Here is a 25,965-nt window from a genome sequence, read left to right on the forward strand (position 1 = left end):
ATTAGCCTATGGTAATCATCTTTGAGTGCTCCTTGTCTAAATCTCTGCACATCAAAGCCTTTGCTACATGGGGTATTCTTATGTCCTTTGAATTATCCATATCGGCGAAAGTGCGTGATAGTTTTAAAAATTTATGATAACTCCTTGCACTGAAATTAAATCTGTCAAATGCCTTTTTTAAAAGAGCAATGGCTTCATTATCAAGTGCACAGAATTCTTTAATATGAGAAGTTGTCATTTGTGAATTGCAATTTATCCCATCAATATTTTGAAATCTTTGGTTTTGGATTTTTCGTGCGCTTTCTACTTTTTCCTTCAATTCTTTTGAAGAAACACCATGACAATTATTTGATATATCAATAAAATCCACAGGCTGAATATATTTTTGAATATCTATTCTATCCAATATGGGGCCGGAAATCTTTTCTCTGTATTTAAGCACTTCATAATCAGTACAGCGGCATTTATTTGTTCCCCTATAGCCGCATGGACACGAATTCATTGCAGATATGAGCATAAAATTAGATGGATATGTATGTGTATATCTTACCCTTGAGATTGTTACCTTTCCATCTTCCAAAGGCTGTCTCAGGGAATCAAGGTTTCTCTTGTTAAATTCAGCTATTTCATCTAGAAAAAGTACTCCATTATGTGCTAGGGAAATTTCACCAGGCAAAGCATTATTACCACCGCCTATAAGTGAGTTCATGGATGCATTATGGTGAGGTGCTCTAAATGGTCTTTCTTTTATCAATGCACCTTTGTCTTTTAAAAGACCTGCAACACTATATATTTTTGTTACCTCCAGGGCCTCTTCTTCACTCATACTAGGAAGTATAGTTGGAATCCTCTTTGCAATCATTGATTTCCCGCAGCCTGGTGTACCAGTCATCAGTGTATTATAGTACATAAACAAGGTATTATTTAACCCCAGCTGAATTATTGTCCACTGGGGTTAATTTTATTCACCTAATAACTTATTAAAGTAATTTTCAAGGTCATGCTTTTTAACTAACTGCCTAATATTTGCCGCTACCTTGTAATAAACTTTAACTTTATCATCATTAATTATAATCTTTTCAATACCTGCAATTATTTCATCTCTTGTATATTGCTCTTTTATTTCAAGGCTATCAATATCATTAATAGTATTTTGTATATATGCAATATCGTTCATTATTTCATTGTTTGGCTTTGTTAGTTCCTTAATTTTATATTCAGTTTCTGTAATCTTGTTCTTAAGCTCTGCCGCCGCTTGCTTAAAAATGCTTTCATCTATAATACTTTCTAAATAACTGTTTAAAAGTTTGCTTTGCTGTGCCTTGTACTTGTTTAATTCCTGCCCTAACTGTTGAGCCTGTAAATTACTATCGGTATTTATCCTCTGTTGTAGTTGTAACACCATGTCCTCTAATACAGATTTATACATTACCTTATATTTATAAAGTGCTCGTCTATAATTTTCACTGGTTATATAGGTATTTAATTTATTTTCACTAATATTTTTATTATTACAAGCCCCAGTTCCTTTCAACTTTTTAGTCTTACAATTATAGAATCGCCTTCCCCTGTCGATATTGCTTATATAGGGGTTTCCACACTTACCACATAGTATAATTCCTGCATAATCGGTAATCCCTTTATATATTCCAATTTGGTTTCTATGATTGATTTTACTTTGTAACATTGTTTGAACTGAATAAAATAATTCCTTACTTATAATAGAAGGTATTTTATCACTCTCTTGAATTATCCATTGGTCTTTTGGCTTAACTTGTGGGTAACTATATTTATTAAATACCTTGCCAGTATCATATTTTAGTCGAGCATTAATACCTGCATATTTTTCATTAGTTAAAATTCGCTTTATAGTGCTTTTACAAAATGGTTTCTTCTCTCGTGTCATAATAGTATTGTCATTTAGGTAATTTATAATTCTCCTTATGCCTTGTCCTTGGCTATATAGTTTATATATGGTTTTAATTACAGACGCTTCGCTGGGTATTATTTCAAGTCTGTTTTCTGCCTGTATATAGTTATAACCGTATAGGCGGCTATTTGCATTTATTGTTCCTTTCCTTGCTCCTTCCCTTATCCCGAAACTTACCTTTGAAGACTTATCTCGGCTTTCTTGTTCATCAAATAATTGAAATAATTTTAGTAGAAAATCACTTGATATATCCTTTGTATTAATGTTTTGCTCTATAAATTTAATATGCACACCCTTATTTCTTAAAAGGTTGATAATTTCAAAGGATAAAGTATTTCTTGCAAATCTCGAAGTATTTTTAATCCATATTTCAGTGAATAGGGGAGGTCGCTCTGTAATTTCATAAAGTATGTGTTTTTTCTTAAGTCTTCGGTCTTTGCTTGTAAATTGTTCTATAATATCAATTCCAGCATCTTTGAGCATTTTATTAAATTCTGGTCTATTGCTTAACTTTGTACCTGTTAATCCTTGGTCAGCATATATATTAATTAGTTTACAATCTTTACTATGTTCCAGCACATTTAGAAAATATGTTTGCTGGTTCTCGAATGAATTGGCTTGGTCTTTGCTATCTGTTGAAACTCTACAATAACAAGCTACTTTTATAAGTGTCATAAGTTTTTCACCCCTTTAAAATTTTCCTACCTAATATATAGTAAAAATTATTGAATATTAAAGTTGAGCTTTTTATCCTAAATAAAGTAAAGAGGAAGGCATTATCTACCTTCCTTTTTAGGGCATTCTTTTTCATTTTTCATGTATGCCAGCGGCTTTTCTTTAAACCTGTGGCATGAATTATAATTTATATTATATTTGCACTTTGTGCACTGGGGAACAAATGTTATTTTTATTTCATCTTTTGTTTGCATAAATCTTTTTTTAGTTTTATCCATTTATATCAATTCCTTTATTTCTAAATACAAATCCCTGTTCTAATATTTCAATCGCTTTATCATAGGTTTGCTGGTCGGTTACTTTGTAAATACAATCAAGTGTCCAGCCATAAGTATCGGGTACAACCTTGCATAAATCTATATTTTCAGCGGATAGGCTTTGGCTGTTTACATGAAGCCTTATGCCTTTTTTCTGTAAATATATTTCGGCGATATTATGTCTGCCGCACTTAAGCCCTGTATAAGCTGGAGTTTCTTTTGTACTACAACCCTTGTCCACCATGTAAGCAATCATTTTATCAAACATCTTTTGTATAGATGGTTCAATTTGCTTTTTCTTATTAGTTTCTGGCTTTTTAGTTTCAACTATTTTGCCGCCTGCCGCATTTTCTGGAGCTTGCTCTTGTAATTGTACCTTCTTATTATCTTCCGTTTGCTGTGGGGTTGTCTGTATAATTGCTGGGGTTGTTTCTTGGGTTTGCTCCTGTGTTTGTTGGTTTATAATGTTTAATATTTGCTCCTGTGCCTGTTGCTCTGTTAATGCCTTATTATTCTTTTTTCTCATAATAAAAATCACTCCTTTAAAGTTTTATAAGTTTTATAAATAAAAGTTTTCAATGGTCTTGTCTTTGATGTCATCTGTAATGCCTATATAACGGAGGGTAATACTTGGGGAGCTGTGGTTAAAAATATCCTGCAATATTGCAACATCTTTATATTGCTTGTAATGCCAATATCCGAAGGTCTTTCGCATTGTGTGAGTTCCTATTTCTTGCAGTCCGCATTTTTTAGCCACATTGTTCAGTATGTTATAAGCCTGCACCCTTGTTAATGGTTTATTTATACCTTTCTGACTTGCGAATAAGTAATCATCATCAGCTAATGCCATATCTGAAATATAAGTATTAATTGCAACTCTTAAACTGCTATTAATTAAAAATCGCTTTGCCTTACCTGTTTTCTTTTCCCTTATTAATATATGGGGCTTGTTCTTAACATCTGAAACCTTAAGCCTTAATAGGTCGCTCACCCTTAAGCCTGTATTAATACCTATAACAAACATCATGTAATTTCTAACCCCTGTTTTTAAGAGTTCGTCTTTTACCTGTTGTATTTTTGCTTTATCCCTTATTGGTTGAACTGTATTCAATACATCACCGCCTTTCGTCATGATATTACATATATTCCATTTTATGGATATATTATATAATAATAAAGTTTACAGAGCAAGTGATTATGTTAAATTTTTCTATATTCTTGTCATATATTGTCGGCTTATAAAATGCAGAGATGCCCTCATGCCACTTTCATACTGGTTTATCGCTAAAATGCTAAATTTAACACTATGGGGCTTGTGTTAAATTTATTAATTGTATGGCAAAACTTGACATGGTTCATTTTACCTGATATTTTTATAGTATCAGATAAAGTGAAGGAGAGGATAATGTGCCGATTGATTTAATTAATAATTTTAATACAAAGATTTCTCAAAGGAACATAAACTGGGAGGTGAAGGGGCTTGTTTCTGCCAATGGCAATATTTTTACACTCGGGAGTGATTCTAAATTAATTGGAAGAATATTTGAATTAATTGTAACCCCAGTATTAAATGAAATTGCCGCTGATAACGGATATAACCTTGTTGCTTCTGACCAGCAAACGGTTTACCCAGATTTTACTATGTTAAGAAATGAAAATGATACAGATAAAATTGCTATTGACATAAAAACAACCTATAGAAGATTTAAAAGAAACGGTGAACTTAAAAAATTTGGTTATACACTGGGTTCCTTTGCTTCATTTATGAGGAATAATACTAAAAATATAATGTACCCTTATGATACTTATTCAAAACATTATGTAATAGGTTTCTTATATAGCAGAAATGATTATGCTATTGAAGGACAGATGGTAAATAGTGCCGCCCTTAATACTATTCCGACTCCTTATAGTGATGTGGAATTTTTTGTTCAAGAAAAATATAAAATTGCTGGGGACAAGCCTGGAAGTGGCAATACTGAAAACATGGGCTCTTTTGGTACAACTGATATAAATGAATTAAGGCTTGGAAATGGACCTTTCAGTGTACTTGGTAATGATATTTATGAAGATTATTGGAGAAATTATCCTAAATATAGGGAGAACAATAATTCTTATAATAGTTTGAATACATACTTTAATTGGTTGGCTGAACAGGGTAGGGAAAACGAGCAAGCAAGAACATTATATAACCAATGGTTAAATAGATAAAAAAAGGGCTCTGATTTAATATCAGAACCCTTTTGCTTAGTCATCTTCATCTACTGAAACTTCTTCTGCCTGCACTGGCTGTTCAGTATAATAACCATCTTTAATAATTAATGCCTCAATCATTGCATTTCTTAAATCTTCACTTGAACCTACATGGTAAAAATGATTAAATTCTCTCATTTCTAATCCGCCCCATGCTTCTTCAATATGTGTGTTTACCCTGTATTTATTTTGTTTCCACATTGAAAGAGCGAACCCTGCTGGGGAAGTTCTTGCATATTGTGCTAATTCATTCGCTTCGTCCTGTTCCCAGTCACCTATATAACCAGTACTTCGCCCTATGTATGGGGGGTCTATATAGATAAAATCACCTTCAGCCGCTTGCTGTATTGTTTCTCTCCAATCACAGGCTTGAAATACCCAGTCCCGACCTAACATTGCTCTTGATACTTTATCAATTTGATTAACAATTTTTGTAACATAGGCTGGTCTAAATCTATCAGGTTTTTTGCAAAATGGTACATTAAATTTCCCCTTTTTACTAAACCTCATAACACCATTAAAACAGGCTCGACTTAGAAATAAAAAATGTAACGGATCTTTTGCTTCATTAAATTCATCTCGCATTTGATAATAATAATCCTCACCAATACTGTTAAGCCTTTCGCCATGGTATTCTAAAAATTCTCTGGCTGATATTGGATTTATGTATCCAGACTGTATGCCTTTATAAAAATTAATTATGTGTTCGTTCTTATCACTAATAAGAGCCCTTTCTGGCTGTATGTTAAATAGCACAACTCCAGAGCCTAAAAATGGTTCAATCCAACGACCCTCGCCATCCCATACAACATTATTTGCAATAAAATTAACCAGTTTTGTTTTTATACCTTGACATTTAATTGGTGGAACTATAACATTTTCAATATGTTTTGGTAACAATTTCAATTCACCTCCATTTTTAAGCACAATTAATATAATATCAGATAAATCATATGAATGCCAGCTATACATAAAATATATTGTGCTTGCTAATGGACTATTATAAGGGGTATAACATAATATTGCAATGCTTCAATTTAAATACATTATTAATTTAACACAATACCACATATGTATAATAAATTTATCAGATAAAAAATATGCCCCATTGCTGGGGCTTTTTTAATATAAGGGGTTCTTTGACCTGTATAAAAAAAGGAAACGAAAAATTGAAATAAAATGTTGCTGTATAGGGTTTATTTACCTACATTAGATATATATTTCTTTTTGCCAGATATTAAAGTGTTTTCCGCAACTTTTTTAAATGCTTTTATATTATATCAATTATTTTGGTTTATAAGCCCTTTAAATTGTGGGGAAAGTATAATTACACCTTCTAAATATTATCTTTGGGCTTGGTTGCCGCTGGTTTTGTTCTCTTATGCTATATATGCTCCAGTGCTTACTCCTGTATAAACTTTATTACTTTACTTGGGTTAGTGATTAAGCGATATTTTATAGTCTATTTCTTTACGTCTACAAAATCAAGACTTTAACTTTTAAAGGGACGGTCATAAATTTGTACCAGCTTGGTCATAAATTTGTACCAGCTAAGTCATAAATCTGTACCAGCTTGGTCATAAATTTGTACCAGCTTGCAACCGCTGAAGCCTTGACGTCACTTGTGTTCCCGCCCTGTAAGAGTATATTAAAAGTATTAATAAAAGTATATATAAAAGTAGTCGGGTTTACACCCGACCATATCTTTTAAAATCAATTCATTTTAGCTTTTACTACTAAATAAAGGTTCAGCATTATATAACTTTTTTAGTCCATTACATAATATATTTACTTGGGTTACTTTATTACCCTTTTTTATTTTAGTCATTTTTATAGTAACTCCGAGCTGTTTTTCTAAATCATTAATGCCCCTTTGTATTAGTTTATTTTGGTTTGTTGTTTCAACACTAACAAAATCAAAGTATTTATCGAAATCATTTTTTGTCATTAGTACATTGTAATTATGCCCTTCGTGAACTCTTAAAAGGGTATAAAGTTTTCGTCCTATGCCCGTTTTTAGTTTATTTATTTCATCAAGTTCAAGCAATGTAAAGCACATTTCAACATTTCCAATATTTTGATATATTGCTTCACTAATACATATCTGAACTAAATCATCTTCCTCACAATAGTAAATACCATTAAACAGGTTGCCAACATAAATATAATTTTTAAAGTTCTCTTGAGTTTCATCTAAACCTAAATAATTTACTTGTAAGGTTATTGATTGTAATTTATGCAAATAGTCAATTATTTGATTCTTAGTTACATTTGAGGTGAAGTATTCTTTAAACACTCTTAATTCCATATTGAGGAAATATGATTGTTCAGGATTATATATCATGTTTAAATTGCCTGTACTTTTAAAGCCGTCAACCCCTAATTTAATTTCATAAGTTAAATTATACAATATTTTATACAATAATCGGCTTTCCTGTGTACTTAATTGAGGAATACGAAGTGCCAATTCATTTGATAATTTTATTACTTTATTTTTCATTTCAATGAACCTCCTTTATATTTGCGGGTTGTTGCTCCGCCTATAAAATATATAGTAAGAACCGCCAGTGATTAAAGTTTTCAACTAATAAACACCATGATTTCGCCTGCTGGTTTGCTCATTATCTTTTATAAACTGTTTTACTTCAGCAATTCTTGCCTGTGCTTTTTGGTAATTGCTCAATCTTACAACTGGCTTTCTTGCTTGTTTGACTTTCGAAGATTTTTTCCTGTTTGACTTTCTAATAATAAAGAATACATAATGATTTAATAGCCTAAATTTAATTTGCATTGCTTGCACCGCCTTTTAAAATTAATAATTTGCATATTGTCCGCCGCTGTCGTGCCCCTGTTTACATTTTCTTTAATAGGGTAGGGCAATTATACCTTCTTATAAAAATAGGGGCTTTAAATTAAAGATTTATTGATACAAAATTCTATCAAATTGAAAAGAGCCAGCTATAAATTAGCTGGTTCATTGATAACTAAATAATACTTAATAGGTGTTTTGTAAATTTTATTTATCTTTTACAGTTTGATATAAATGTCATTTACAAGTTACAGTTTTTTTATAATATTGCCTGTAATGAAATTGTAAAAAACTAAATATTTTCATCTTCCCATATATCACCCAGCGATTTAACTGGTAGAATATCAAGCCCATAGCCTGCTTTTTTACATAGCTTTTGAAGTTCCCCCAGTGTTGCCGCATTTTTTAATTCTTTAGGAAGTTCATCTGGTATAAATGGCTCATATTCTAAATTAGCCCATTCTTTAGGTAACTCTTGCTCAACTGGCTTGTCCTCTTGTGTCACAGCAAATACTATTATTGATATACCGTCAACTGGGTCAAGTAAATTAATTAACCTATTTGCCCGCCTTAATAAACTATACATATATTAATACCTCCCTTTAATCTTGGTTTCTAATTCCTCAATTTTCTTTTCAAGTTCAGCCTTTTCTATGCCTTGAAGCTGTACTGAACATAGATACCCCAGTGCCCTTGCTTTGTTGGGGTCGATTTTCCCTTGATTTAATTGATTTATAACATTTGCCATAAACTTTGTTACTTTGCTTGCGGTGTTCAATCTAACTGTATTTATCTTTTTAGGTACTTGTTCATTGCTTGTATTCTCTATATTGCTCATATTCAGCCCCCCTCCCTCTGTATTAGATTTATTGATATTACTTGATTTATCACGATATTTTAATAACATTTTCTATATGATTACATACCTGTATTAGTACATTTACTGTATAGTTTTATAATACTTTCTTATATAAATGGGCTGGGGTTTTTATTTATTTTCCGCCCAGCCCTATATAAATTGAGGTACAAGCTATTTAAAAAATTGTGCTCTCTGTAATTCTATATTATTTCCTGCTTCATTAAATTTCTTAATATCTTCTTCGGTTACTTGAACGGGTTCATAATCAATTCTGTTAGCACTAAAATATTTATCCCTTGCAATCTTCATTTTTAGGTTATTATCTGATATTTCTTGTAGTTGCTTATTTTCCATTATTCGGTCGCCCCCTTTGCTTGCTCAAATAAACCACTTACTAAAATATTTACAGCACTTATATAAATATCAAAATCGGCTGTCTGTGGAAGTTTGCTGGCTATTAATTGAGCGGAACTTGTTGCACTCCGCTTCAATTCTACTAATTTTCTTTTATAATCTTTATCTGCTGGGTTTAATTTATTAGTAGCACTTTTAAAATCTTCAACTACTGTTTGAAACATTGCTAAATACCTTTGTGATACCGCCCTTATTGCCGCTTCCTTATATGCCTCTTGCATTTCGCCACTAACTTCTTGGTTCTTTATTGCTATATCTTGAACCCTGTCAATAAATTGGTCGATTCTACTTATATTTTCATAACTCATATTATTTATCCTCCCCTATAAAAAGCACTGGAGTTTCATTGCCTATAACCCCTATACCTATAACATTCTCGCCATTTGCTTCAATGTCTTTTATTTGTGCATTTATAGCACCTTTAAATTTATCAAGTGCATTACCATATAAAGCCCCAGATATTCCGTATTCTTCAGAACTAAAATTATCTTTATCGGCTTGTATTTCAGTATAAAGTTTTTCCATGTCTACATACTTTTTATTTATAGGTTCAACCCTTGTAATTTGTAACATATTTTATCCCTCCTTTAATTAAACAGTTGTTCCAATTACTATAAATGCACCTATTGCTGGGGCAGTGCCGCCTATAGATACACTTACTATTGTCTTGCCTTGTGCTTTAAGTTCTGTAATCTTTGCATTAACCCTGTTCATTAGTTCATTGTCTGTAATACATGAGCCATCAATAAAATAAATTCCGTTTACACTATTAATTGACATTTAAAATCCCTCCTAAAATAATTTTTTTATTTGTCATAGCTGAAGTAATACCCAGCTAACTCAAACATTGAAATATCGTCTTTTAATTGCCTTTGTACTTGCAACCTTAAATTATGTTCCTTTTCTTTAGCTTTCTTTTCCCAATAGTTATCATTAGTTTTATTCTTCTTACGGTATTCCCTCATATACTCCCGTATATATTTCCTTCTCACTTCTAAAGCTTCGGGCGATAATGCCATTTTTAATCACTTCCTTTATTTACATTTACTTACACTTTTATTATAAAGGAGAATGAAGATTATTTACTTTAACAATTTCGGAACTCTAAAAATGGGTGAAAAAAATCCCCAGCAATGTATGGCAATATACATTACTGGGGATTATTAAGGCTTGACAACAATATTATAAGCCACCCTAAATAATATTTTAGAGTATTTTATAAGAAACGGAAAAACGGTTGTGAGAGTTTATAAGGGTTGCTCCCGCCCTTAACATATGGTTTATAAACCACAGTAAACCCCTACTTTTTAGATGTTAGAAGTTAAGGCAATATGCGAAGTGTAGAATTTAAAGAACCACAACAAAATTCTTGGGTTTTTAAGTTTAGCCCTAACTTTATTATGTGGGTTTTCCCCACGATTTAATTATATAACAGAATCCATATTATGTAAAATGAATCTCAATTTTTTAATATGCCATTTTGTTTATATTGATAGTATTTTTTGTAATAATCATTTATCAGCTTGTCCAGTTCAATGCTTATATTTAAAACTTTACTTGATGATATTCCATTTTGTTCAATTAATTTATACATTATTTTTCTTAATTCCTCCATAATATTTCTCCATTACCTAAATAATAATTATTATTCAACTTCTTTATCCCATGAATCATTTTTATATACATAATCTACTACACCTCCGCCATTGCTTACACCAATTTGTAAATGAATTGTATTCTCTTTATATTTACCGCTTAAATGCTCAACTACTAAATTCCTAATAGCTGTTACAGTACCAACCCTATAGATATCTTTTGACTTAAACATCAAATATACATCTAATGTAGTTTCCTTACTCTTTGTTATTAGCTTGTACTCACCATAGTCATATAAATTACTGTTCTTTGTCATTAGTTCATCAAATGCTTTTGTAGTATCATCATTAATTGTGGTTTCTTTACTGCCACCACCACAACCAACCAGTGTAATAATAAAAATACAACTGATTAATAATAGAAGGATTTTCTTTTTGTTTTTCATTTTACCACCTCAAATCTAAAATTTTACAATATATTATAACACAAATTGTAATATATATTAACTACAAATTGCAATATTTTTTTTATACTATTACATACCATATACTTAATATATGAGGTGAGCACAATGGATAATGATTTTATAATTACCCCTAAAGAAGATAAGTCAGTTACAATATCAATAAGAATAGATAAAGTTATTCAAGATAAATTTGATGAACTGGCTAAACAAAGTAATCGTTCAAGGAATGAACTTATTAATATGGCTTTAAAATATGCCTTAAAAAATGTAAAATTTATTGAAAGTGAAAAGGAGGATTAGTTTGCAATAACTAACCCTCCTTAATTTATATCATGTTTAGAATGATTATACTTGGCAATAATTTTAAACATGAGGTAATTTATAAAATTATAAAAAATAAAAGTTATGTAAGTATAAACATACTAATAAAGCTAACTGCTGCATTTTTAGCTGGCGGTCATAAAATATGTTGTTACTGGCTTTATTATATTATTTAAAAGCCTTGATTTTGCTTGGTTTGTACCTACTTGGTAATGTACTATAAAATAAGCATATTATGCCCCCCTGCTGCAGCAACAAGTATAAATTCTATTATTCCATCTTGTCCTTTAACATCTTCAAAGTCTAATAGATTTGTTCTTCTTATTTTTTCATTTTCATTATTACTTAATTTTGCTGTATACGGATCTACATCTTCCAAAAAATTTATCACTTCTTTTAATGTTTCAAATCCAAATATATTAATATCTTTAACAAGTGACGCTTCTTCAATATTCTGCAGTGGCAGCACTATATTATGTATACCACTGTTTTTTGCTGCAACAACCATAGGTAAAATTCCGCTGCATGGCCTAAGATCTGCATTTAATGAAAGTTCCCCAATAAATCCAAAGCTCTCAATATCATTTACTGTTATCTGATTAGATCTTATTAGTAATCCTATTGCCATACCCAGATCAAAATGAGATCCTCTTTTCTTCATATCACTTGGTGACAAATTTATTACTATCTTCATTTTTGGAAAATCATATTTTGCATTATTTATTGCAGCTTCCAGCCTTTCCTTTGCTTCCTTTACCGCAGTATCTCCAAGCCCTACAATATTTATACTTGGCTGACCATATATGGTATCCGTTTCTATTTTAACCTGGTATGCATCTATACCCGCTAGTGAAAAACTGTTTACTACTGATGCCACATTAACACTCCCTTTTTATTGCACTTTCTACAAATAGTTTATACAAATTTCTTGAATTATCTTTTTTGAAGTAACGTAAAATTATTTTACTATCTATTAGTTTTTCTTTTACAGTTCCAATTATCATACTGTAGCTGCTCCATGAGTATTCTTCAGGCATTTCAACCATATTTGCCCTTATCGGATTTAGATGAACATATCTGCTGGACTCCAGCAGATATTTATCATTTTCAATTAATTCTGACCTGTATCTATCCTGAAATAAATGTCCTATGTATTTATATTTTTTATTGAAATTCCATGCATACCTGCTGTGTACCCTTTTTATAAGATCAGAAATGTCCCTGTCTTTTGTTTGAATTACTATATGAACATGGTTAGTCATAAGCACATATGCAATTATTATATATTTATTGTCATAGTATTCTATTGCTTCTTGTAAATAACTTAAATACAGCTCATAGTCGGAATTATCTTTAAATATATCATTCCTGTGATTTCCTCTGGCTATTACATGTAGTTTTGCACCGGGATACCATTCATGTTTTTTTCTTGGCATTTGTCATCACCTATTTTGAGTATTGACATATATTTTGTTTTTAAACAATAATTTTTGATAAAAAAAGAACCGCCATTTCTGACGATTCTCTCTTACATTTCCTCCCAAGGGTCTGACCCTTGCTGTTGGACATGGGTCTGACCCCTTTGCGAGGAAAGTATGACCGAGTTTGCTAATTAAGGGGCTTAAGAGAAATCTAAATATATAACAATATTATACGCTAAAATAAAGACTAGTTTTTTACACTTCCAATTGCCAGAGCATTACATGCAAACCGCTTACCATAGTTTTGAGCAGTTATTGCTAATATTATATACTCCCCTATAAGAGCAATAGCATATATTAGAACACTGGTAACCTTAATTCCTGAAACGACTAACCCAATTGGGAAAATTATTAGAATCAAGAAACTAATTGTTGTTAAATCCCTAGCTAAAAGAAAATTACGTTGTGAATCAAATATCATTGGATCAAACTCATTAGGCTTATAAATCTTGTACCATAATTTGCTTTGCTCATTTGGCTCAGTCGGTAGAGTTCCATACCTTTTAATAATTACAGATTTATCTATCCTGTTATCTTTATCAATAAATTTCGAAAAAACTCTGTAGCTTGGCAATGGATTTTTTAGCCTCCAAAATACTAATATATACTTTAGAGTCGATGGAAAGATTCCATTCAAAACAAAAGTAATAATGGTTGAAGCAGCAACAACAACTCCATCCTTTAGTGTCAAACCTTTATAAAATATATTGATATTATCAATACTTACAGCCTTACCCACCAAGATGCAAATATATATACTGAAGTTAATAATAAAAAATATCCGTAGGTATTGATTATAATTCTTAATATTTTTCTTTTCATTAAAATTTTTATTAGAATCCAATAAATCCCCCCCGATTCCTTTTATTAATTAATGCACTGCATTTATATTACAATTTAAGTGTTCCAATATAATATTCAAACCTGCTCATACCTTCATCATCCAAATAATCCACTTCATAATTTTCGTTGGAAACATAAATATGTACTTTGCTATCAACGCAATCAAATGTAATGGCACCAGCAGAGTTTTGAGTAATTGTATTATATCCACTATAATAATTCAAATTTTTAGACGGCGCCTCTCCTATAACTATTATTTGGGGGTCAATTATATTTAATATATCTAATGGTATCTTGCCACTATCTCTTCCATGATGAGGTGCAAATAGTATATCTGCTTTAGGTAAGCCCTTTAAGCTCTCCTTAACATTATCCATAAAATCTGTTTCTAAGTCTCCCATCCACATAAAGGTTGCGCCATCTTGTATCCCATATGTTACTATTGGAGAGATGTTATTTGGACTTTCTCCATTTTTCGCTTTTTCTATTGCTTCTTTAAAATATTCATTATTAGTAATCGGCCATTGAATATTAATACCTGCACATCCTCTTACCTCATCACTTCTATTCATCCACTTTCTACTACAGCCTTGATATATATAAAAAGCCTTATCAGAATCCCTCAATTCACAATATTTATCGAAATCCTCTGATTTATCTTTCTTAGTTGCTTCATTTGCTACGCAGTAAAAATTATAAATTCCTATTTTCTCCTGAAAATATTTCAAACCACCTATATGATCTTCATCTGGGTGAGTTGATATAAACCTTGTAATCCCTTTATTTTTCGACTTACCTAAAATCTCACTTATTACACTTTCCTTATCTTCTTCAGAAAGACTTGATAAGTAACAATCAATAACTGTAAAGTTATCTGTATTATGGTCTATATAAAACATATCCCCGTCACCAACAGAAAACGACTTAACTATACTCATTATTAAACATCTCCACCCATATATATTCTTGCTCGTAATAAATCTACTATATAAATTAATAATACTACAAATATTGTGAATATTCTAGCGTCTAACCAAAATAGGATAAAGTCTAATTAAGAATAAATTTATTAATATTCATTTAATTACCTTCCTCAAAAAAACAAAAGGCAGTCTCCTGCCTATTTCTTCTCTAAATATGTTTCTTTTAATACACCTACAAGATCATTATCAATAATGTCCATAAGTAGCTGAGCTATTTCAGAATCCTGAATTTTTGTTCCCAGGGGTCTGACCCTTTGCGAGGAAAGCATGATCGAGCTTGTTTATGTGCTTAGTAAGAAAGCATAATAACAAAAGAACCGCCATTTCTGACGATTCCTTCTTATTTCTTTATTGCTTTTTACTTACATTTCCTCCCAGGGGTCTGACCCCTTTGCGAGGGAAATATGACCGAGCTTAAAAAGCAACTGATTTTTCTTCTTTAGGCAAATCTGGAAGGATGGATTCACAAGCTTGCTTTCGTATCTTACGCAACCAGTAATAATAAGCATGACGGCTTACATTGTTTTGTTCACACCATTTATCCACCTTGAGTCCACTATTTTGGTAGTCAGTAATTAGTTTTTCCCATTGATCTCTGCGAAATTTTGTTTTAACATAAGTAATTTTATCCATGACTTGATAACCCCTTACTCAAGTTTTCCAAGTTGAAAAACTTGAAAAACTTTAAACTCAATATCTATAGTAATTATCTCATGGATGTTCTAATTGGATAAGGCACTCTTTCGTAGAGCGCTTACTTTCCACTTACAGAGCTCTCTTAATATATTCCCTATCTCCAATCTCTTCTCTCCATAAAATACCTTCCTTCGGTATTTTGGTGCAAATACTATATGATACTTACAATTCCATTTTGTATGTGATAAACTGTGTATGTCGTTCACTTTTAACGACCTCCTTTTGATGTTTTCTTGCAGTTGCCAGACCGCAAGTTTATTTTACATCAAAAGGAGTTTTTATGTCATGCCCCACCGCTTAAGCTTTACCGAACCCTACGTCTAACGTGGGGTTTTCTTAAAACAAAAAAGAACCGCCATTTCTGACGATTCTCTCTTATTTCTTTATTGCTTTTTACTTCCACTTACTCCCAGGGGTCTGACCCCTTTGCAAAGATCAGAAATGTCCCTGTCTTTTGTTTGAATTACTATATGAACATGGTTAGTCATAAGCACATATGCAATTATTATATATTTATTATCATAATATTCTATCGCTTCTTGTAAATAACTTAAATACAGCTCATAGTCGGAATTATCTTTAAATATATCATTCCTGTGATTTCCTCTGGCTATTACATGTAGTTTTGCATCAGGATACCATTCATGTTTTTTTCTTGGCATTTGTCATCACCTATTTTAAGTGTTGACATGTATTTTGTTTTTAGACAATAATTTTTGATAAAAAAAGAACCGCCATTTCTGACGATTCTCTTTATTTCTTTATTGTATCTTACTTCCACTTCCTCCCAGGGGTCTGACCCCTTTGCGAGGGAAGTATGACCGAGCTTGCTAATTGCCTCTTGTAAATAGTTTAAATACAGCTCATAGTCAGATTCATCTTTAAATATATCATTTCTGTGATTTCCCCTGGCTATTACATGTAGTTTTGCACCGGGATACCATTCATGTTTTTTTCTTGGCATTTGTCATCACCTATTTTAAGTGTTGACATATATTTTATTTTTAAACAAAAACTTTGATGAAAAAAGAACCGCCATTTCTGACGATTCTTCCTTATTTCTTTATTGCTTTTTACTTACATTTCCTCCCAGGGGTCTGACCCCTTTGCGAGGGAAGTATGACCGAGCTTGCTAATCATAATATTCTATCGCTTCTTGTAAATAACTTAAATACAGCTCATAGTCGGAATTATCTTTAAATATATCATTCCTGTGATTTCCTCTGGCTATTACATGTAGTTTTGCATCAGGATACCATTCATGTTTTTTTCTTGGCATTTGTCATCACCTATTTTAAGTGTTGACATGTATTTTGTTTTTAGACAATAATTTTTGATAAAAAAAGAACCGCCATTTCTGACGATTCTCTTTATTTCTTTATTGTATCTTACTTCCACTTCCTCCCAGGGGTCTGACCCCTTTGCGAGGGAAGTATGACCGAGCTTGCTAATTTATAATCTTTCAATACTTCAGCTTTAATTATATCTGGACTTTGCATTATATCCCTCCTATAATTAATTTCTTCCATATAATTGAATTTTCACTTTATTTAAGTTTATCATATTAGTATTTTTTTATCTATATATTCTTGCCTGGTTACCTTCATTAAATACAAATTTAACGAAAAAAAGAACCGCCATTTCTGACGATTCTCTTTATTTCTTTATTGTATCTTACTTCCACTTCCTCCCAGGGGTCTGACCCCTTTGCGAGGGAAGTATGACCGAGCTTGTTTTCAGATTCCACCTCACGGTGGACACCCTTGTCTTAGGCTAACGGTTAGCACTATCAGCTCCCGTATCAGACTTTCACTGACAAGTAAACGCCCATGCTGGGCGCACAAAAAGAACCGCCATTTCTGACGATTCTCTCTATTTACCCCCGGGGGTCCTTGCGAATGACCTTGGAAGTGAGCATGCTATTGAACTGTTACAAATTGACCAGTTATAGCTAAATTTCCATTAACATCTGCTGTCTTAACATTTACAAGTTTAACTTGTATAGCTTTGCTTAAATCTGTTATTGGATCTTCCAAAGTAATTGTAGCTGTATTAGTTGGAATTGCTGATTCTGATGTACTAACTTTAGCTGCATCTACTTTAACTCCTCCAATGTAAACTTCGAAATCTTCAGCAGTAGTAGCAGCTACATTCTCACTAAATGTTACTGCTATATGTGTAGCATCTACTAATTTAGCTGAAGCAACAGTTGGTGCTACATTTTCATTAAAGTTTAAAATATCGCTGTATGCTGTATTAACATTTCCTGCTTTATCTTTTGCTCCTGTTACAGAAATTAATCTGTCACCTGAATAAGTGATTGTTCCTGGTAATACTGTTAATGTAACTGTGCTGTCATTTCCGTCAAATATTGCATTTGTGAATATTGATTGACCACTCACTTTATAGTTAGCAACATTTAACGCTGTTGCATAATCCATTGATTCAGAGAATTTTACTGTTACAGTTTTATTATCTTTAGAAACAGTTGGTTTTGCATTTACAGTTGGTGCTGTTGTATCATTAACTGTTACAGTACCTTTTGTAAATCTTATAGTTGCTGCATCATTATTATTTAGAGTTGAAGCTTTATCTTGTACAAAACCTGCTGGTACTGAAACTGTGTATGTTCCAACTGGGAATGTTGTATCATCTGATATATCTAACATTACTGATTTAGTATCATCTGCATCTGCTCCATTAGCTTTGGTATATGCTACTGGTGTTACAGCTGAAGTTGTAGTAAATGAATTACTTACATAATCTTTTACTCTTGTTCCTGTAAGTACACCACCTACTGAAGTAACATCTTCTGAATAATGAAGTACTAAATAAGGTTTATTGTTAAATACTTTTACTTCTGAGCTGCTTAATACAGGCTTAGTTGTATCAGCAGTTACCTGCTTAACAAATGTAATAGCATCACCATCATTTGCACTCATATCTGTAAATGCTGATATAGCTACTGGTTGAACATCTTTTATAGAAACAAATGTTCCTGTCCAAGTAATATTGTCAGTTGTAGCATCTGCTGCAAATGTAACGGCCTCTGTACCTACTTTAACTGTTGGCGCTGCTTTTAATTTTTCGCTAAATGTAATTGACACTCTAGTATCAGATAAAACATTTACAGCACTAACTGTTGGTTTTGCTGTATCAGTTTTGCTCTTTGTAAAAGTTAAAGATATTGGATTTGGGTTAATTAAGTTATCACCTGTATCTTTAGCTCCGACAATAACTACTGTAATTGGCTTATCTGCTGCTGCATTTGTTAAATCAAAAGTAACAGCCTTAGCAGGAGTGCCAGATACAAAATCATTAGTTACGCCACTTACTATTGGTGCACCATCTTGAGTAATTGTTACATTTCCAAGAGCACTAATTGGCTCTGAGAAATTAACAGTTGCCTTATCATAAGTTGGGTAAGTAACATTTGATACTACAGGTGCTACAGTATCTGTGTAAGTTTCAACAAAAGTAAATATAGGAGTTTTTACTGTTGCATCAGTAGCAGATTTTATTGGGTTAACTATATAAAGATTTGTTCCACTTATTTTACTATTAGTTGTAAGTATAACAGATTTCTTATCTGCTTGTAATACTGGAGTTACTGCTAAACTTCCAATTTTGTAGTTGGCAGAGTTTTCTGCATCTGTTTTATCAACTTCCTTGTTAAAAGTTACTAGTAACTGAGTAGCATTAATAGCATTTACTGAACTTACTTGAAGGTTAGCATTGATTGCACTTAATCTCTTTGTGAAAGCATCTTTCTCTTTAACATCTGGAAGAGCATCAACTAAAGCTTTTGCTGCATCAACATCAGCCTGTAATTTGCTTACTTCTGCTTTAGCAACTGCAGTTTCTATAGCAGCTAAATCATATTTAGCTTTTCCATCCCAAGCTCCATTAGCATCTACAAAATAATTGTCAGGTGTTAATGTATTAGCTAACATTGCACCGCTAGCTCCTAAGTAGTAATTTCCTACCCATTGGTTAGCAACCATGTCGCCATTTGGATTTGAAAAATACCAAGCTGGTCCAACTTGGTACCAGCCTTTTTGCATTGCTCCATTTGAAGCCATGAAGTACCATTTTCCGCCAATTGATTTCCAGCCAGTTGCCATTGCGCCATTATCATCCATGAAGTACCATACTCCGCCAACTGATCTCCAGCCAGTTGCCATTATGCCATTAGCATCAATGTAATACCATGTGCCATTGTCTTTAACCCAGCCATTTGAAACTTTCTTTCCTGCTTGATAGTATGTCCATCCTGCTGATGTATTAACCCAGCTGTTTGTTGCTGGTGCTGCTATAACTGGTACGGCTGGAATAACCACACCTAGTCCCATAGCCGCAGCCATAGTTGTTGTTAATCCTTTTTTTAACTTATTATTCAAGTTTATTCCCTCCTAGTGATAGTTTATTTTATATTATGTTGTATCTTAAATATTGCAAAGTAATACAACAATAAATAACTACTTTAATACATATGATGTATATGACGTGAATTAGAATAAAATTATCAATAATTTTAAAATTAATTTCATTATACATAAATTTACTGGGCTTGTCCATAAATTATTGAAAATAAAATAACATTTTCCGTCATTGGTAGCCTGTTTACTATATAGTAATATAATACTCCTATTGGTAAGTTATATCAAGAAAATCTTTACAATGCATCATTAGTAAATCCTTCCTATAACTTAAGAATTTTAACATGGATAATTTGTGTACCATTTCCATCTTTATTTATATTCTATATAAATTCCAATATTCCTTCATAAATATGAAAGAACACTAAAAATTTAACAAAAATATTGAATTCTTGTTAAACTTTTAGTGAATACTTTCTAAATTATTATTTAATTGTTTATTTTTACATGGAATATATATTTAACCACTTCTTTTTTTAAATCATAAACCATATCATCAAAAACCTGACTTCCCTCTATTCCATAGGCCACAGCAGGATCTGTCTGCCTGTAAGACTGGAATGTTATATATTTTTTAAGGTTATCCATGGTTTCAATGTGCTCTACCCATTTTCTGTCCACTGACCTTAAAAGTATGGCTTTTTCCGCCATGTTCATTTCTTCTCCAAGTTCTGCTTTTTTATTGTGATATATATTTAAATAAACATCATATAAGCTGTTTTTTATTTCAGTTAAATCAAAACAGGAATATTTGTCAAAGGGTTCTTCATGGCCAAATATATCCTTTAAATATACCAAAAGCCCTGCCACATCCTGCTGATACTTTTCATCCTGGCTGGTGACATGTTTAGTCACCTCTGTATCCAATATACCCTTAATCATGATTTCAATAACATCACTTATGTCCTCTTTGTCAACTACTTCATTTCTCTGCTTGTATATAAGCTCTCTTTGTATGCTTAATACCTTGTCATATTTAACAAGATTTTTTCTTGTTTCAAGATTTGTGGACTCCACATTGTGCTGTGCAATCTCCACAATTTCTCTTAATTTTTTATTTTCTATAGGACCCTTTTCATTAATTTCAACTGATTTCTCCAGGTTTTCCAGCCTGTCCTCTGCAAATCTTTTTACAATGTCATCCTCAAGAGATACATAGAATACTGATTCTCCAGGGTCTCCCTGTCTTCCTGAACGTCCTCTAAGCTGATTGTCTATTCTTCTAGCCTCATGTCTCTCTGTGCCTATTATCTTTAGGCCTCCAAGCTCTTTAACTCCTTCACCAAGCTTTATATCAGTACCTCTTCCTGCCATATTGGTGGCAATGGTTACTGTACCCTTTTGTCCTGCCTTAGCCACAATCTGTGCTTCCTTTGCATGCTGCTTGGCATTTAAAACCTGATGGTGTATTCCCTTTTTCTTTAGCATAAATGATAATATTTCCGACTTTTCCACTGAAGCTGTTCCAGCCAGAACAGGCTGTCCCTTTTTATGAGTGCTTTCTATTTCATCCACTACAGCTTTAAATTTATCATATTCAGTTTTATAAAGCACATCATCTCTGTCATTTCTTATAACAGGTTTATTTGTAGGTATAACCACAACGTCCATGTCATATATGTCCCTGAATTCCTCTTCCTCTGTTTCAGCAGTACCGGACATACCAGAAACCTTATTATAAAGCCTGAAAAAGTTCTGATATGTAATAGTAGCCAGAGTATCATTTTCCTCCTGTACCTTTACACCTTCCTTTGCCTCTAGTGCCTGGTGAAGTCCTTCATTGAACCTTCTTCCATCCATGACTCTTCCAGTAAATTTATCTACAATCATTACCTCTCCATCACGAACAATGTAATCCACTCCATTGTCCATGGTATAATTTGCTCTAAGGGCAATTATGGTGTGATGCTGCAGCTCCATGTTGGAGGCATCTGCAAAGTTCTTCATTCCAAAGCATTTTTCTGCCTTGTCCATACCCTCATCAGTAATCATTATTGCCTTTGTCTTTTCATCTATATTAAAGTCCACTTCCTCTTTCATGGACTTTGCCAGCCTGTCTGCAATTCTGTAGATTTCTGTAGATTTTCCTCCCTGCTGTGCAATTATAAGAGGTGTCCTTGCTTCATCTATAAATATGGAATCCACCTCATCTACAATGGCAAAATTAAGTCCTCTCTGCACTCTTTCTGCAGGAGTTATAACCATATTGTCACGAAGGTAATCAAAGCCGTACTCACTGTTTGTCCCATATGTTATATCACAGTTATAGGCTTTTCTCCTTTCATTAGGATCCATGCTATTTAATATAACCCCTGTGGTAAGTCCCAGAAAGTCATATACCTTTCCCATTTCAGTTTTATCTCTTTCAGCCAGATAATCATTAACTGTTATTATATGTACTCCTTTTCCTGCAAGGGCATTTAAATACGCAGGGCATGTGGCCACAAGCGTCTTACCTTCACCTGTCTTCATCTCTGCCACTCTTCCCTGGTGCAGCACAACACCGCCAATTAGCTGTACCTTAAAGGGTTTCATTTTAAGCACCCTCCATGAAGCCTCTCTCACCACTGCAAAGGCCTCCACTAAAATATCATCCAGTGTTTCTCCCTTTGCAAGTCTTTCCTTAAATTCATATGTTTTATTTTTAAGCTGTTCATCTGAAAGCTTTGTGATTTCATCATCTAAATCCATTATCTTATTTACCATAGGTAAAATTCTTTTTACTTCTCTTTTACTGTAACTGCCAAGTATATTAGAAATGTTCAATTAAATCCCTCCAAAATATGTATTGTAAAATAGCCGTTAGATTTAATTATACAATAAATACTTTATAAACTAAAGATTAAATCTTCAATCTTTTGAAATACTCTTTGTTATGATATACTATAATATGTTTGTATTTTAATGACAATAAAAAATATAATTACACTTAAAATTCAAATTTATGATAAGGAAGGTATGCTTATGTCAAAGATCGCGGTACTCATTCCATGCTATAATGAGGAAAAAACAGTTAAAAAGGTTATAGAGGACTATAGAAAATTTATTCCTGAGTCAGATATTTACGTTTACAATAACAATTCAAAAGATAAAACTGCTGAAATAGTGGAAAACATGGCAAAGAGCGACAAAAAGATATTTCTTAAAAATGAATACAGGCAAGGCAAAGGAAATGTAATAAGAAGCATGTTCAGGGATATCGATGCTGACTGCTACTTAATGATTGATGGTGATGATACATACCCTGCAGAATTTGCACCTGAAATGGTTGAATATGTTTTAAAAGGGCAGGCTGATATGGTTATCGGAGACAGACTGTCATCAACTTACTTTACTGAAAATAAACGCAGATTTCACAACTTTGGAAATGTACTTGTAAGGAAACTCATAAACCTTTTATTTGGTTCAAATATAAATGATATTATGACGGGGTACAGGGCTTTCAGTAAACCATTTGTAAAGGGGTTCCCTGTATTGTCAAAGGGGTTTGAAATCGAAACGGAAATGACTATACATGCAGTTGATAAAAACTTTTTATTAAAAGAAATACCTGTTACTTACAGAGACAGGCCACAAGGATCTGAGTCAAAACTAAACACTTATTCCGACGGTTTTAAGGTACTTAGAACTATTTTCAGATTATTTGAGGATTATAAACCTTTTGCTTTTTTTGGAACTATCTCGCTGATATTTTTAATTATAGCTATTTGTCTCTTTATACCTGTATTATCAGGTTATATGCAAACGGGATTAGTAATGAAATTTCCTACATTAATAGTATGCGGAGTTTTTGGTGTAAGTTCATTATTAACATTTTTAGTAGGTGTAATCCTGAATGTTGAAGTAAAGAAAAGTAAACAGCTATATGAATTGCTAATGAACAATCTTCTGTATAAAACGATTAAATAAAAGTTGAAGAGAGTGATACTTAATGAGTTTTATTTTACCTTTATTATTTATAGTCTGTAGTTCCGGCACAATGATATTTGTAACTAAACGACGCTTTGAAGAAGTGCTGCCTGTTTCGTTAATGCTTAGCGCTCTCATAGTATTTATTTTTGCATTTATGGGGCATATGAGAATTGGATATTATATTATATATTTAATTGCAGTTATCTTTCCTATAATAGCAGCTGTTCTGACAATGAGGCATAAAGGCAGTGATGATTTATATAATAATTTATTTACTCCGTCTTTTTTTATTTTCATAATTATTTACGTTTTTATTTTCATTTTAAATTTTAACAGGGGATTTATGGAATGGGACGAAATATCACACTGGGGACCTATGGTGAAGGAAACCTTTCGTTTAGACAAATTGTACAGTGTACGTGAATCTATGCTTACAGTTCATAAAGATTATCCTCCTATAATTACTATTTTTGAAACTATATGGTGCAAATTATGTGGAGGTTATAAAGAAGCCTATTTATACAGAAGTCTGCAGACATTATCATTATCATTATTTTTACCTGCTCTTTCTAAGATTAATTGGAAGAAAGGTTTTAACTTCCTTATTAAATTAATATTAATTACATTTGCAATTCTTTCTGTTAATGTTGTAATCAGAGTAGGAGAAGCAAGCTTTTATCAGACAATTGATACTGACTGCATACTTGGTTTAACCTTAGCTTATAGTATATTTATTGTGATTTGTGAGAAAAAAACAACAAAATTTAATTTGTTTAGGATATCTGTTGCATTGTCCTTTCTTCTTTTAATAAAACAAATGGGACTTCCATTTTTTTTATTAGTGCTTGGTATATATGCAGTGAATTATATTATTTTGAATAAAACCGAAAAAACTGGTGAATTTAAAGAAAAAAATCTTAAGAAAACATTGATTTCAGTTTTACTTATATTCTTTATTATTGCCATTATCCCATACATGTTCACATTTTCATGGGATAAATATGTAATATCCAATGGTATACCAAGGCAGTTTAGTATATCCAGTATAAAAGCTTCCAGTTTAATAGGTATAGCAAAGGGAACAAGCGGGGAAGCCTGGCAGCATCAGGCTTTAGTGAATTTTGTAAGGTATGTTGGAAACAGTCCGCTGTTTGACAGACCTGTTTCTTTATCATATTGGCAGCTTATGCTTTTAGCAGTGGCAGTATTTTGGATTATTCAGAAATATGGTAAAAAGTATTTTGCGGAGAAACAGATAACAGCATTAAACATAATGTTGTTTTTAGGTGCTATTGGCTATGCTTTTGCCATGCTCCTATTGTATGTATTTAACTTTGGACCATATGAAGGGCCAAAATTAGCTTCTGTTTACAGATATCTTAATACTTACTGGTTTGCTGTTTTTGACCTGGCAATGATGTTGTTTTTATTTATTGAAGGAAAAAAAGAATCTGAAAAACATGAAACTTCATTCACTAAAGTAGGAGCAGTTATTTTATTTATGTGGATAATATTGTTTAATTCCAGTACTATTAAAAACTTTATTCCCGCAATTCATTATAAATCTGCTACAAGTATCTGCAGTGGGGATGCTAATATTATAAATAGCAGAACTAAGGATAGTGATGAGATATTCATTATTGCTCAACATGATAATTGCTACAAAAACTTTATAATTTCTTATTTAACTCTGCCAAGATATTGCAATAGATTTTACTATAGTCTTGGTGAACCATATGATAAAAATGATGTATTCACCAAAAATATAACTCCACAGCAGTTGCAGACTGAACTTGCTAATTGGGATTACTTATATTTACAAAATGTGGATGAACAGTTTATATCTAAATATTCAGCTGCTTTTAAACCACAAGCCAAAATAGAAAATAAGCAATTATATAAAATTGTTAAGAAAAGCGATAATACAATAACTCTTGATTTGGTCAAATAATAAATTAATAACAGAGGTTA

Annotated in this window: 32 protein-coding genes and 1 pseudogene; 4 read left to right on the plus strand and 29 right to left on the minus strand. The window is 32.2% G+C overall.

Translation table 11 applies throughout. The features are described from left to right. Nucleotide 1 precedes the first annotated feature (1 nt). The 5 genes from EQM05_RS12440 to EQM05_RS12455 form a co-directional block, all read right to left on the minus strand. On the minus strand, nt 2–910 hold the full coding sequence (locus EQM05_RS12440; RefSeq protein WP_128750331.1) for an ATP-binding protein: 909 nt from the start codon (nt 908–910) through the stop codon (nt 2–4). Between the two features lie 51 nt (nt 911–961). After that, nucleotides 962–2,605, minus strand: a complete 1,644-nt coding sequence (locus EQM05_RS12445; protein WP_128750332.1) for a recombinase family protein — start codon at nt 2,603–2,605, stop codon at nt 962–964. A gap of 101 nt (nt 2,606–2,706) precedes the next feature. Continuing rightward, complete coding sequence (locus tag EQM05_RS15880; RefSeq protein WP_164917291.1) at nt 2,707–2,883, minus strand: hypothetical protein; 177 nt, start codon at nt 2,881–2,883, stop codon at nt 2,707–2,709. After that, a complete protein-coding gene (locus EQM05_RS12450) occupies nt 2,876–3,448 on the minus strand; it encodes a hypothetical protein (RefSeq protein WP_128750333.1) in 573 nt (190 codons plus the stop codon). Before EQM05_RS12450 ends, EQM05_RS15880 begins: the two co-directional genes overlap by 8 nt. 33 nt (nt 3,449–3,481) lie before the next feature. Further along, a complete protein-coding gene (locus EQM05_RS12455; RefSeq protein ID WP_128750334.1) occupies nt 3,482–4,033 on the minus strand; it encodes a site-specific integrase in 552 nt (183 codons plus the stop codon). A 296-nt stretch (nt 4,034–4,329) separates the two neighbouring features. Here EQM05_RS12455 and EQM05_RS12460 point away from each other — a divergent pair, with 296 nt between their 5' ends. Continuing rightward, nucleotides 4,330–5,133, plus strand: coding sequence for a type II restriction endonuclease (locus EQM05_RS12460; RefSeq protein ID WP_128750335.1), 804 nt, complete (start codon nt 4,330–4,332; stop codon nt 5,131–5,133). A gap of 36 nt (nt 5,134–5,169) precedes the next feature. On the opposite strand, the gene EQM05_RS12465 is transcribed toward EQM05_RS12460, so the two are convergent. The 12 genes from EQM05_RS12465 to EQM05_RS12515 form a co-directional block, all read right to left on the minus strand. Then, nucleotides 5,170–6,075 carry a Dam family site-specific DNA-(adenine-N6)-methyltransferase gene (locus EQM05_RS12465; protein ID WP_243108069.1) on the minus strand — a complete coding sequence of 302 codons (906 nt, stop codon included), beginning with the start codon at nt 6,073–6,075 and terminating at the stop codon, nt 5,170–5,172. An 823-nt stretch (nt 6,076–6,898) separates the two neighbouring features. Next, a complete protein-coding gene (locus EQM05_RS12470) occupies nt 6,899–7,675 on the minus strand; it encodes a RepB family plasmid replication initiator protein (RefSeq protein WP_128750337.1) in 777 nt (258 codons plus the stop codon). Between the two features lie 84 nt (nt 7,676–7,759). Beyond that, entirely contained in the window at nt 7,760–7,966 is a 207-nt protein-coding gene (locus tag EQM05_RS12475) for a hypothetical protein (RefSeq protein WP_128750338.1), read from the minus strand. Nucleotides 7,967–8,276: 310 nt separating this feature from the next. Then, nucleotides 8,277–8,570 carry a hypothetical protein gene (locus tag EQM05_RS12480; RefSeq protein WP_052220738.1) on the minus strand — a complete coding sequence of 98 codons (294 nt, stop codon included), beginning with the start codon at nt 8,568–8,570 and terminating at the stop codon, nt 8,277–8,279. Nucleotides 8,571–8,573: 3 nt separating this feature from the next. Beyond that, the gene (locus EQM05_RS12485; protein ID WP_052220737.1) at nt 8,574–8,822 is read right to left on the minus strand and encodes a hypothetical protein; all 249 of its coding nucleotides are present in this window, start codon (nt 8,820–8,822) and stop codon (nt 8,574–8,576) included. Between the two features lie 192 nt (nt 8,823–9,014). Further along, on the minus strand, nt 9,015–9,197 hold the full coding sequence (locus EQM05_RS12490) for a hypothetical protein (protein ID WP_128750339.1): 183 nt from the start codon (nt 9,195–9,197) through the stop codon (nt 9,015–9,017). Further along, nucleotides 9,197–9,565, minus strand: a complete 369-nt coding sequence (locus tag EQM05_RS12495) for a hypothetical protein (RefSeq protein ID WP_128750340.1) — start codon at nt 9,563–9,565, stop codon at nt 9,197–9,199. The genes EQM05_RS12490 and EQM05_RS12495 overlap by 1 nt, the downstream gene beginning before the upstream one ends. Nucleotide 9,566: 1 nt before the next feature. Continuing rightward, a complete protein-coding gene (locus EQM05_RS12500) occupies nt 9,567–9,830 on the minus strand; it encodes a hypothetical protein (RefSeq protein ID WP_052220734.1) in 264 nt (87 codons plus the stop codon). 18 nt (nt 9,831–9,848) lie between these two features. Then, nucleotides 9,849–10,037, minus strand: a complete 189-nt coding sequence (locus tag EQM05_RS12505; protein ID WP_128750341.1) for a hypothetical protein — start codon at nt 10,035–10,037, stop codon at nt 9,849–9,851. A gap of 26 nt (nt 10,038–10,063) precedes the next feature. Beyond that, a complete protein-coding gene (locus EQM05_RS15885; protein ID WP_205694140.1) occupies nt 10,064–10,222 on the minus strand; it encodes a hypothetical protein in 159 nt (52 codons plus the stop codon). 494 nt (nt 10,223–10,716) lie between these two features. After that, nucleotides 10,717–10,872, minus strand: a complete 156-nt coding sequence (locus EQM05_RS12510) for an aspartyl-phosphate phosphatase Spo0E family protein (RefSeq protein ID WP_082204362.1) — start codon at nt 10,870–10,872, stop codon at nt 10,717–10,719. Between the two features lie 30 nt (nt 10,873–10,902). After that, nucleotides 10,903–11,298 (minus strand): hypothetical protein, encoded by a 396-nt coding sequence (locus EQM05_RS12515; RefSeq protein WP_052220731.1) that lies wholly within the window; start codon nt 11,296–11,298, stop codon nt 10,903–10,905. A gap of 126 nt (nt 11,299–11,424) precedes the next feature. Between EQM05_RS12515 and EQM05_RS12520 the strand changes: the two genes are divergently transcribed. Next, nucleotides 11,425–11,619 (plus strand): ribbon-helix-helix protein, CopG family, encoded by a 195-nt coding sequence (locus EQM05_RS12520; RefSeq protein ID WP_052220730.1) that lies wholly within the window; start codon nt 11,425–11,427, stop codon nt 11,617–11,619. Nucleotides 11,620–11,857: 238 nt separating this feature from the next. On the opposite strand, the gene EQM05_RS12525 is transcribed toward EQM05_RS12520, so the two are convergent. The 12 genes and pseudogenes from EQM05_RS12525 to secA all read right to left on the minus strand — a co-directional run bounded on the left by EQM05_RS12525 (nt 11,858) and on the right by secA (nt 22,848). Next, nucleotides 11,858–12,517 (minus strand): magnesium chelatase domain-containing protein, encoded by a 660-nt coding sequence (locus tag EQM05_RS12525; RefSeq protein WP_128750342.1) that lies wholly within the window; start codon nt 12,515–12,517, stop codon nt 11,858–11,860. A gap of 1 nt (nt 12,518) precedes the next feature. Beyond that, complete coding sequence (locus EQM05_RS12530) at nt 12,519–13,076, minus strand: transposase (protein WP_128750343.1); 558 nt, start codon at nt 13,074–13,076, stop codon at nt 12,519–12,521. Between the two features lie 232 nt (nt 13,077–13,308). Further along, entirely contained in the window at nt 13,309–13,965 is a 657-nt protein-coding gene (locus EQM05_RS12535) for a hypothetical protein (protein ID WP_128750344.1), read from the minus strand. A 46-nt stretch (nt 13,966–14,011) separates the two neighbouring features. Next, nucleotides 14,012–14,902, minus strand: a complete 891-nt coding sequence (locus EQM05_RS12540) for an MBL fold metallo-hydrolase (protein WP_128750345.1) — start codon at nt 14,900–14,902, stop codon at nt 14,012–14,014. Between the two features lie 459 nt (nt 14,903–15,361). Further along, nucleotides 15,362–15,580, minus strand: a complete 219-nt coding sequence (locus EQM05_RS12545) for a hypothetical protein (protein WP_128750346.1) — start codon at nt 15,578–15,580, stop codon at nt 15,362–15,364. Between the two features lie 125 nt (nt 15,581–15,705). Beyond that, nucleotides 15,706–15,849 (minus strand): annotated as a pseudogene (locus tag EQM05_RS12550) (transposase); the annotation flags it as partial. A gap of 177 nt (nt 15,850–16,026) precedes the next feature. Continuing rightward, nucleotides 16,027–16,305, minus strand: a complete 279-nt coding sequence (locus EQM05_RS12555) for a transposase (RefSeq protein ID WP_128750347.1) — start codon at nt 16,303–16,305, stop codon at nt 16,027–16,029. Continuing rightward, on the minus strand, nt 16,257–16,607 hold the full coding sequence (locus EQM05_RS12560; RefSeq protein ID WP_128750348.1) for a hypothetical protein: 351 nt from the start codon (nt 16,605–16,607) through the stop codon (nt 16,257–16,259). Before EQM05_RS12560 ends, EQM05_RS12555 begins: the two co-directional genes overlap by 49 nt. Nucleotides 16,608–16,775: 168 nt before the next feature. Further along, nucleotides 16,776–16,922: a hypothetical protein gene (locus EQM05_RS15890; protein WP_164917292.1), complete on the minus strand. Its 147-nt coding sequence runs from the start codon at nt 16,920–16,922 to the stop codon at nt 16,776–16,778. Nucleotides 16,923–17,031: 109 nt separating this feature from the next. Beyond that, complete coding sequence (locus EQM05_RS15895) at nt 17,032–17,172, minus strand: hypothetical protein (RefSeq protein WP_164917293.1); 141 nt, start codon at nt 17,170–17,172, stop codon at nt 17,032–17,034. 390 nt (nt 17,173–17,562) lie between these two features. Next, on the minus strand, nt 17,563–20,043 hold the full coding sequence (locus EQM05_RS12565; protein ID WP_128750349.1) for an N-acetylmuramoyl-L-alanine amidase family protein: 2,481 nt from the start codon (nt 20,041–20,043) through the stop codon (nt 17,563–17,565). A gap of 468 nt (nt 20,044–20,511) precedes the next feature. Beyond that, nucleotides 20,512–22,848 (minus strand): preprotein translocase subunit SecA, encoded by a 2,337-nt coding sequence (secA, locus tag EQM05_RS12570; RefSeq protein ID WP_128750350.1) that lies wholly within the window; start codon nt 22,846–22,848, stop codon nt 20,512–20,514. A gap of 198 nt (nt 22,849–23,046) precedes the next feature. On the opposite strand from secA, the gene EQM05_RS12575 reads away from it, so the two are divergent. Next, nucleotides 23,047–23,991, plus strand: a complete 945-nt coding sequence (locus EQM05_RS12575; RefSeq protein ID WP_128750351.1) for a glycosyltransferase family 2 protein — start codon at nt 23,047–23,049, stop codon at nt 23,989–23,991. 22 nt (nt 23,992–24,013) lie between these two features. After that, nucleotides 24,014–25,945: a hypothetical protein gene (locus EQM05_RS12580; RefSeq protein ID WP_128750352.1), complete on the plus strand. Its 1,932-nt coding sequence runs from the start codon at nt 24,014–24,016 to the stop codon at nt 25,943–25,945. Nucleotides 25,946–25,965: the final 20 nt, after the last annotated feature.

Source organism: Clostridium sp. JN-9, from assembly GCF_004103695.1.
Lineage (GTDB): Bacteria > Bacillota > Clostridia > Clostridiales > Clostridiaceae > JN-9.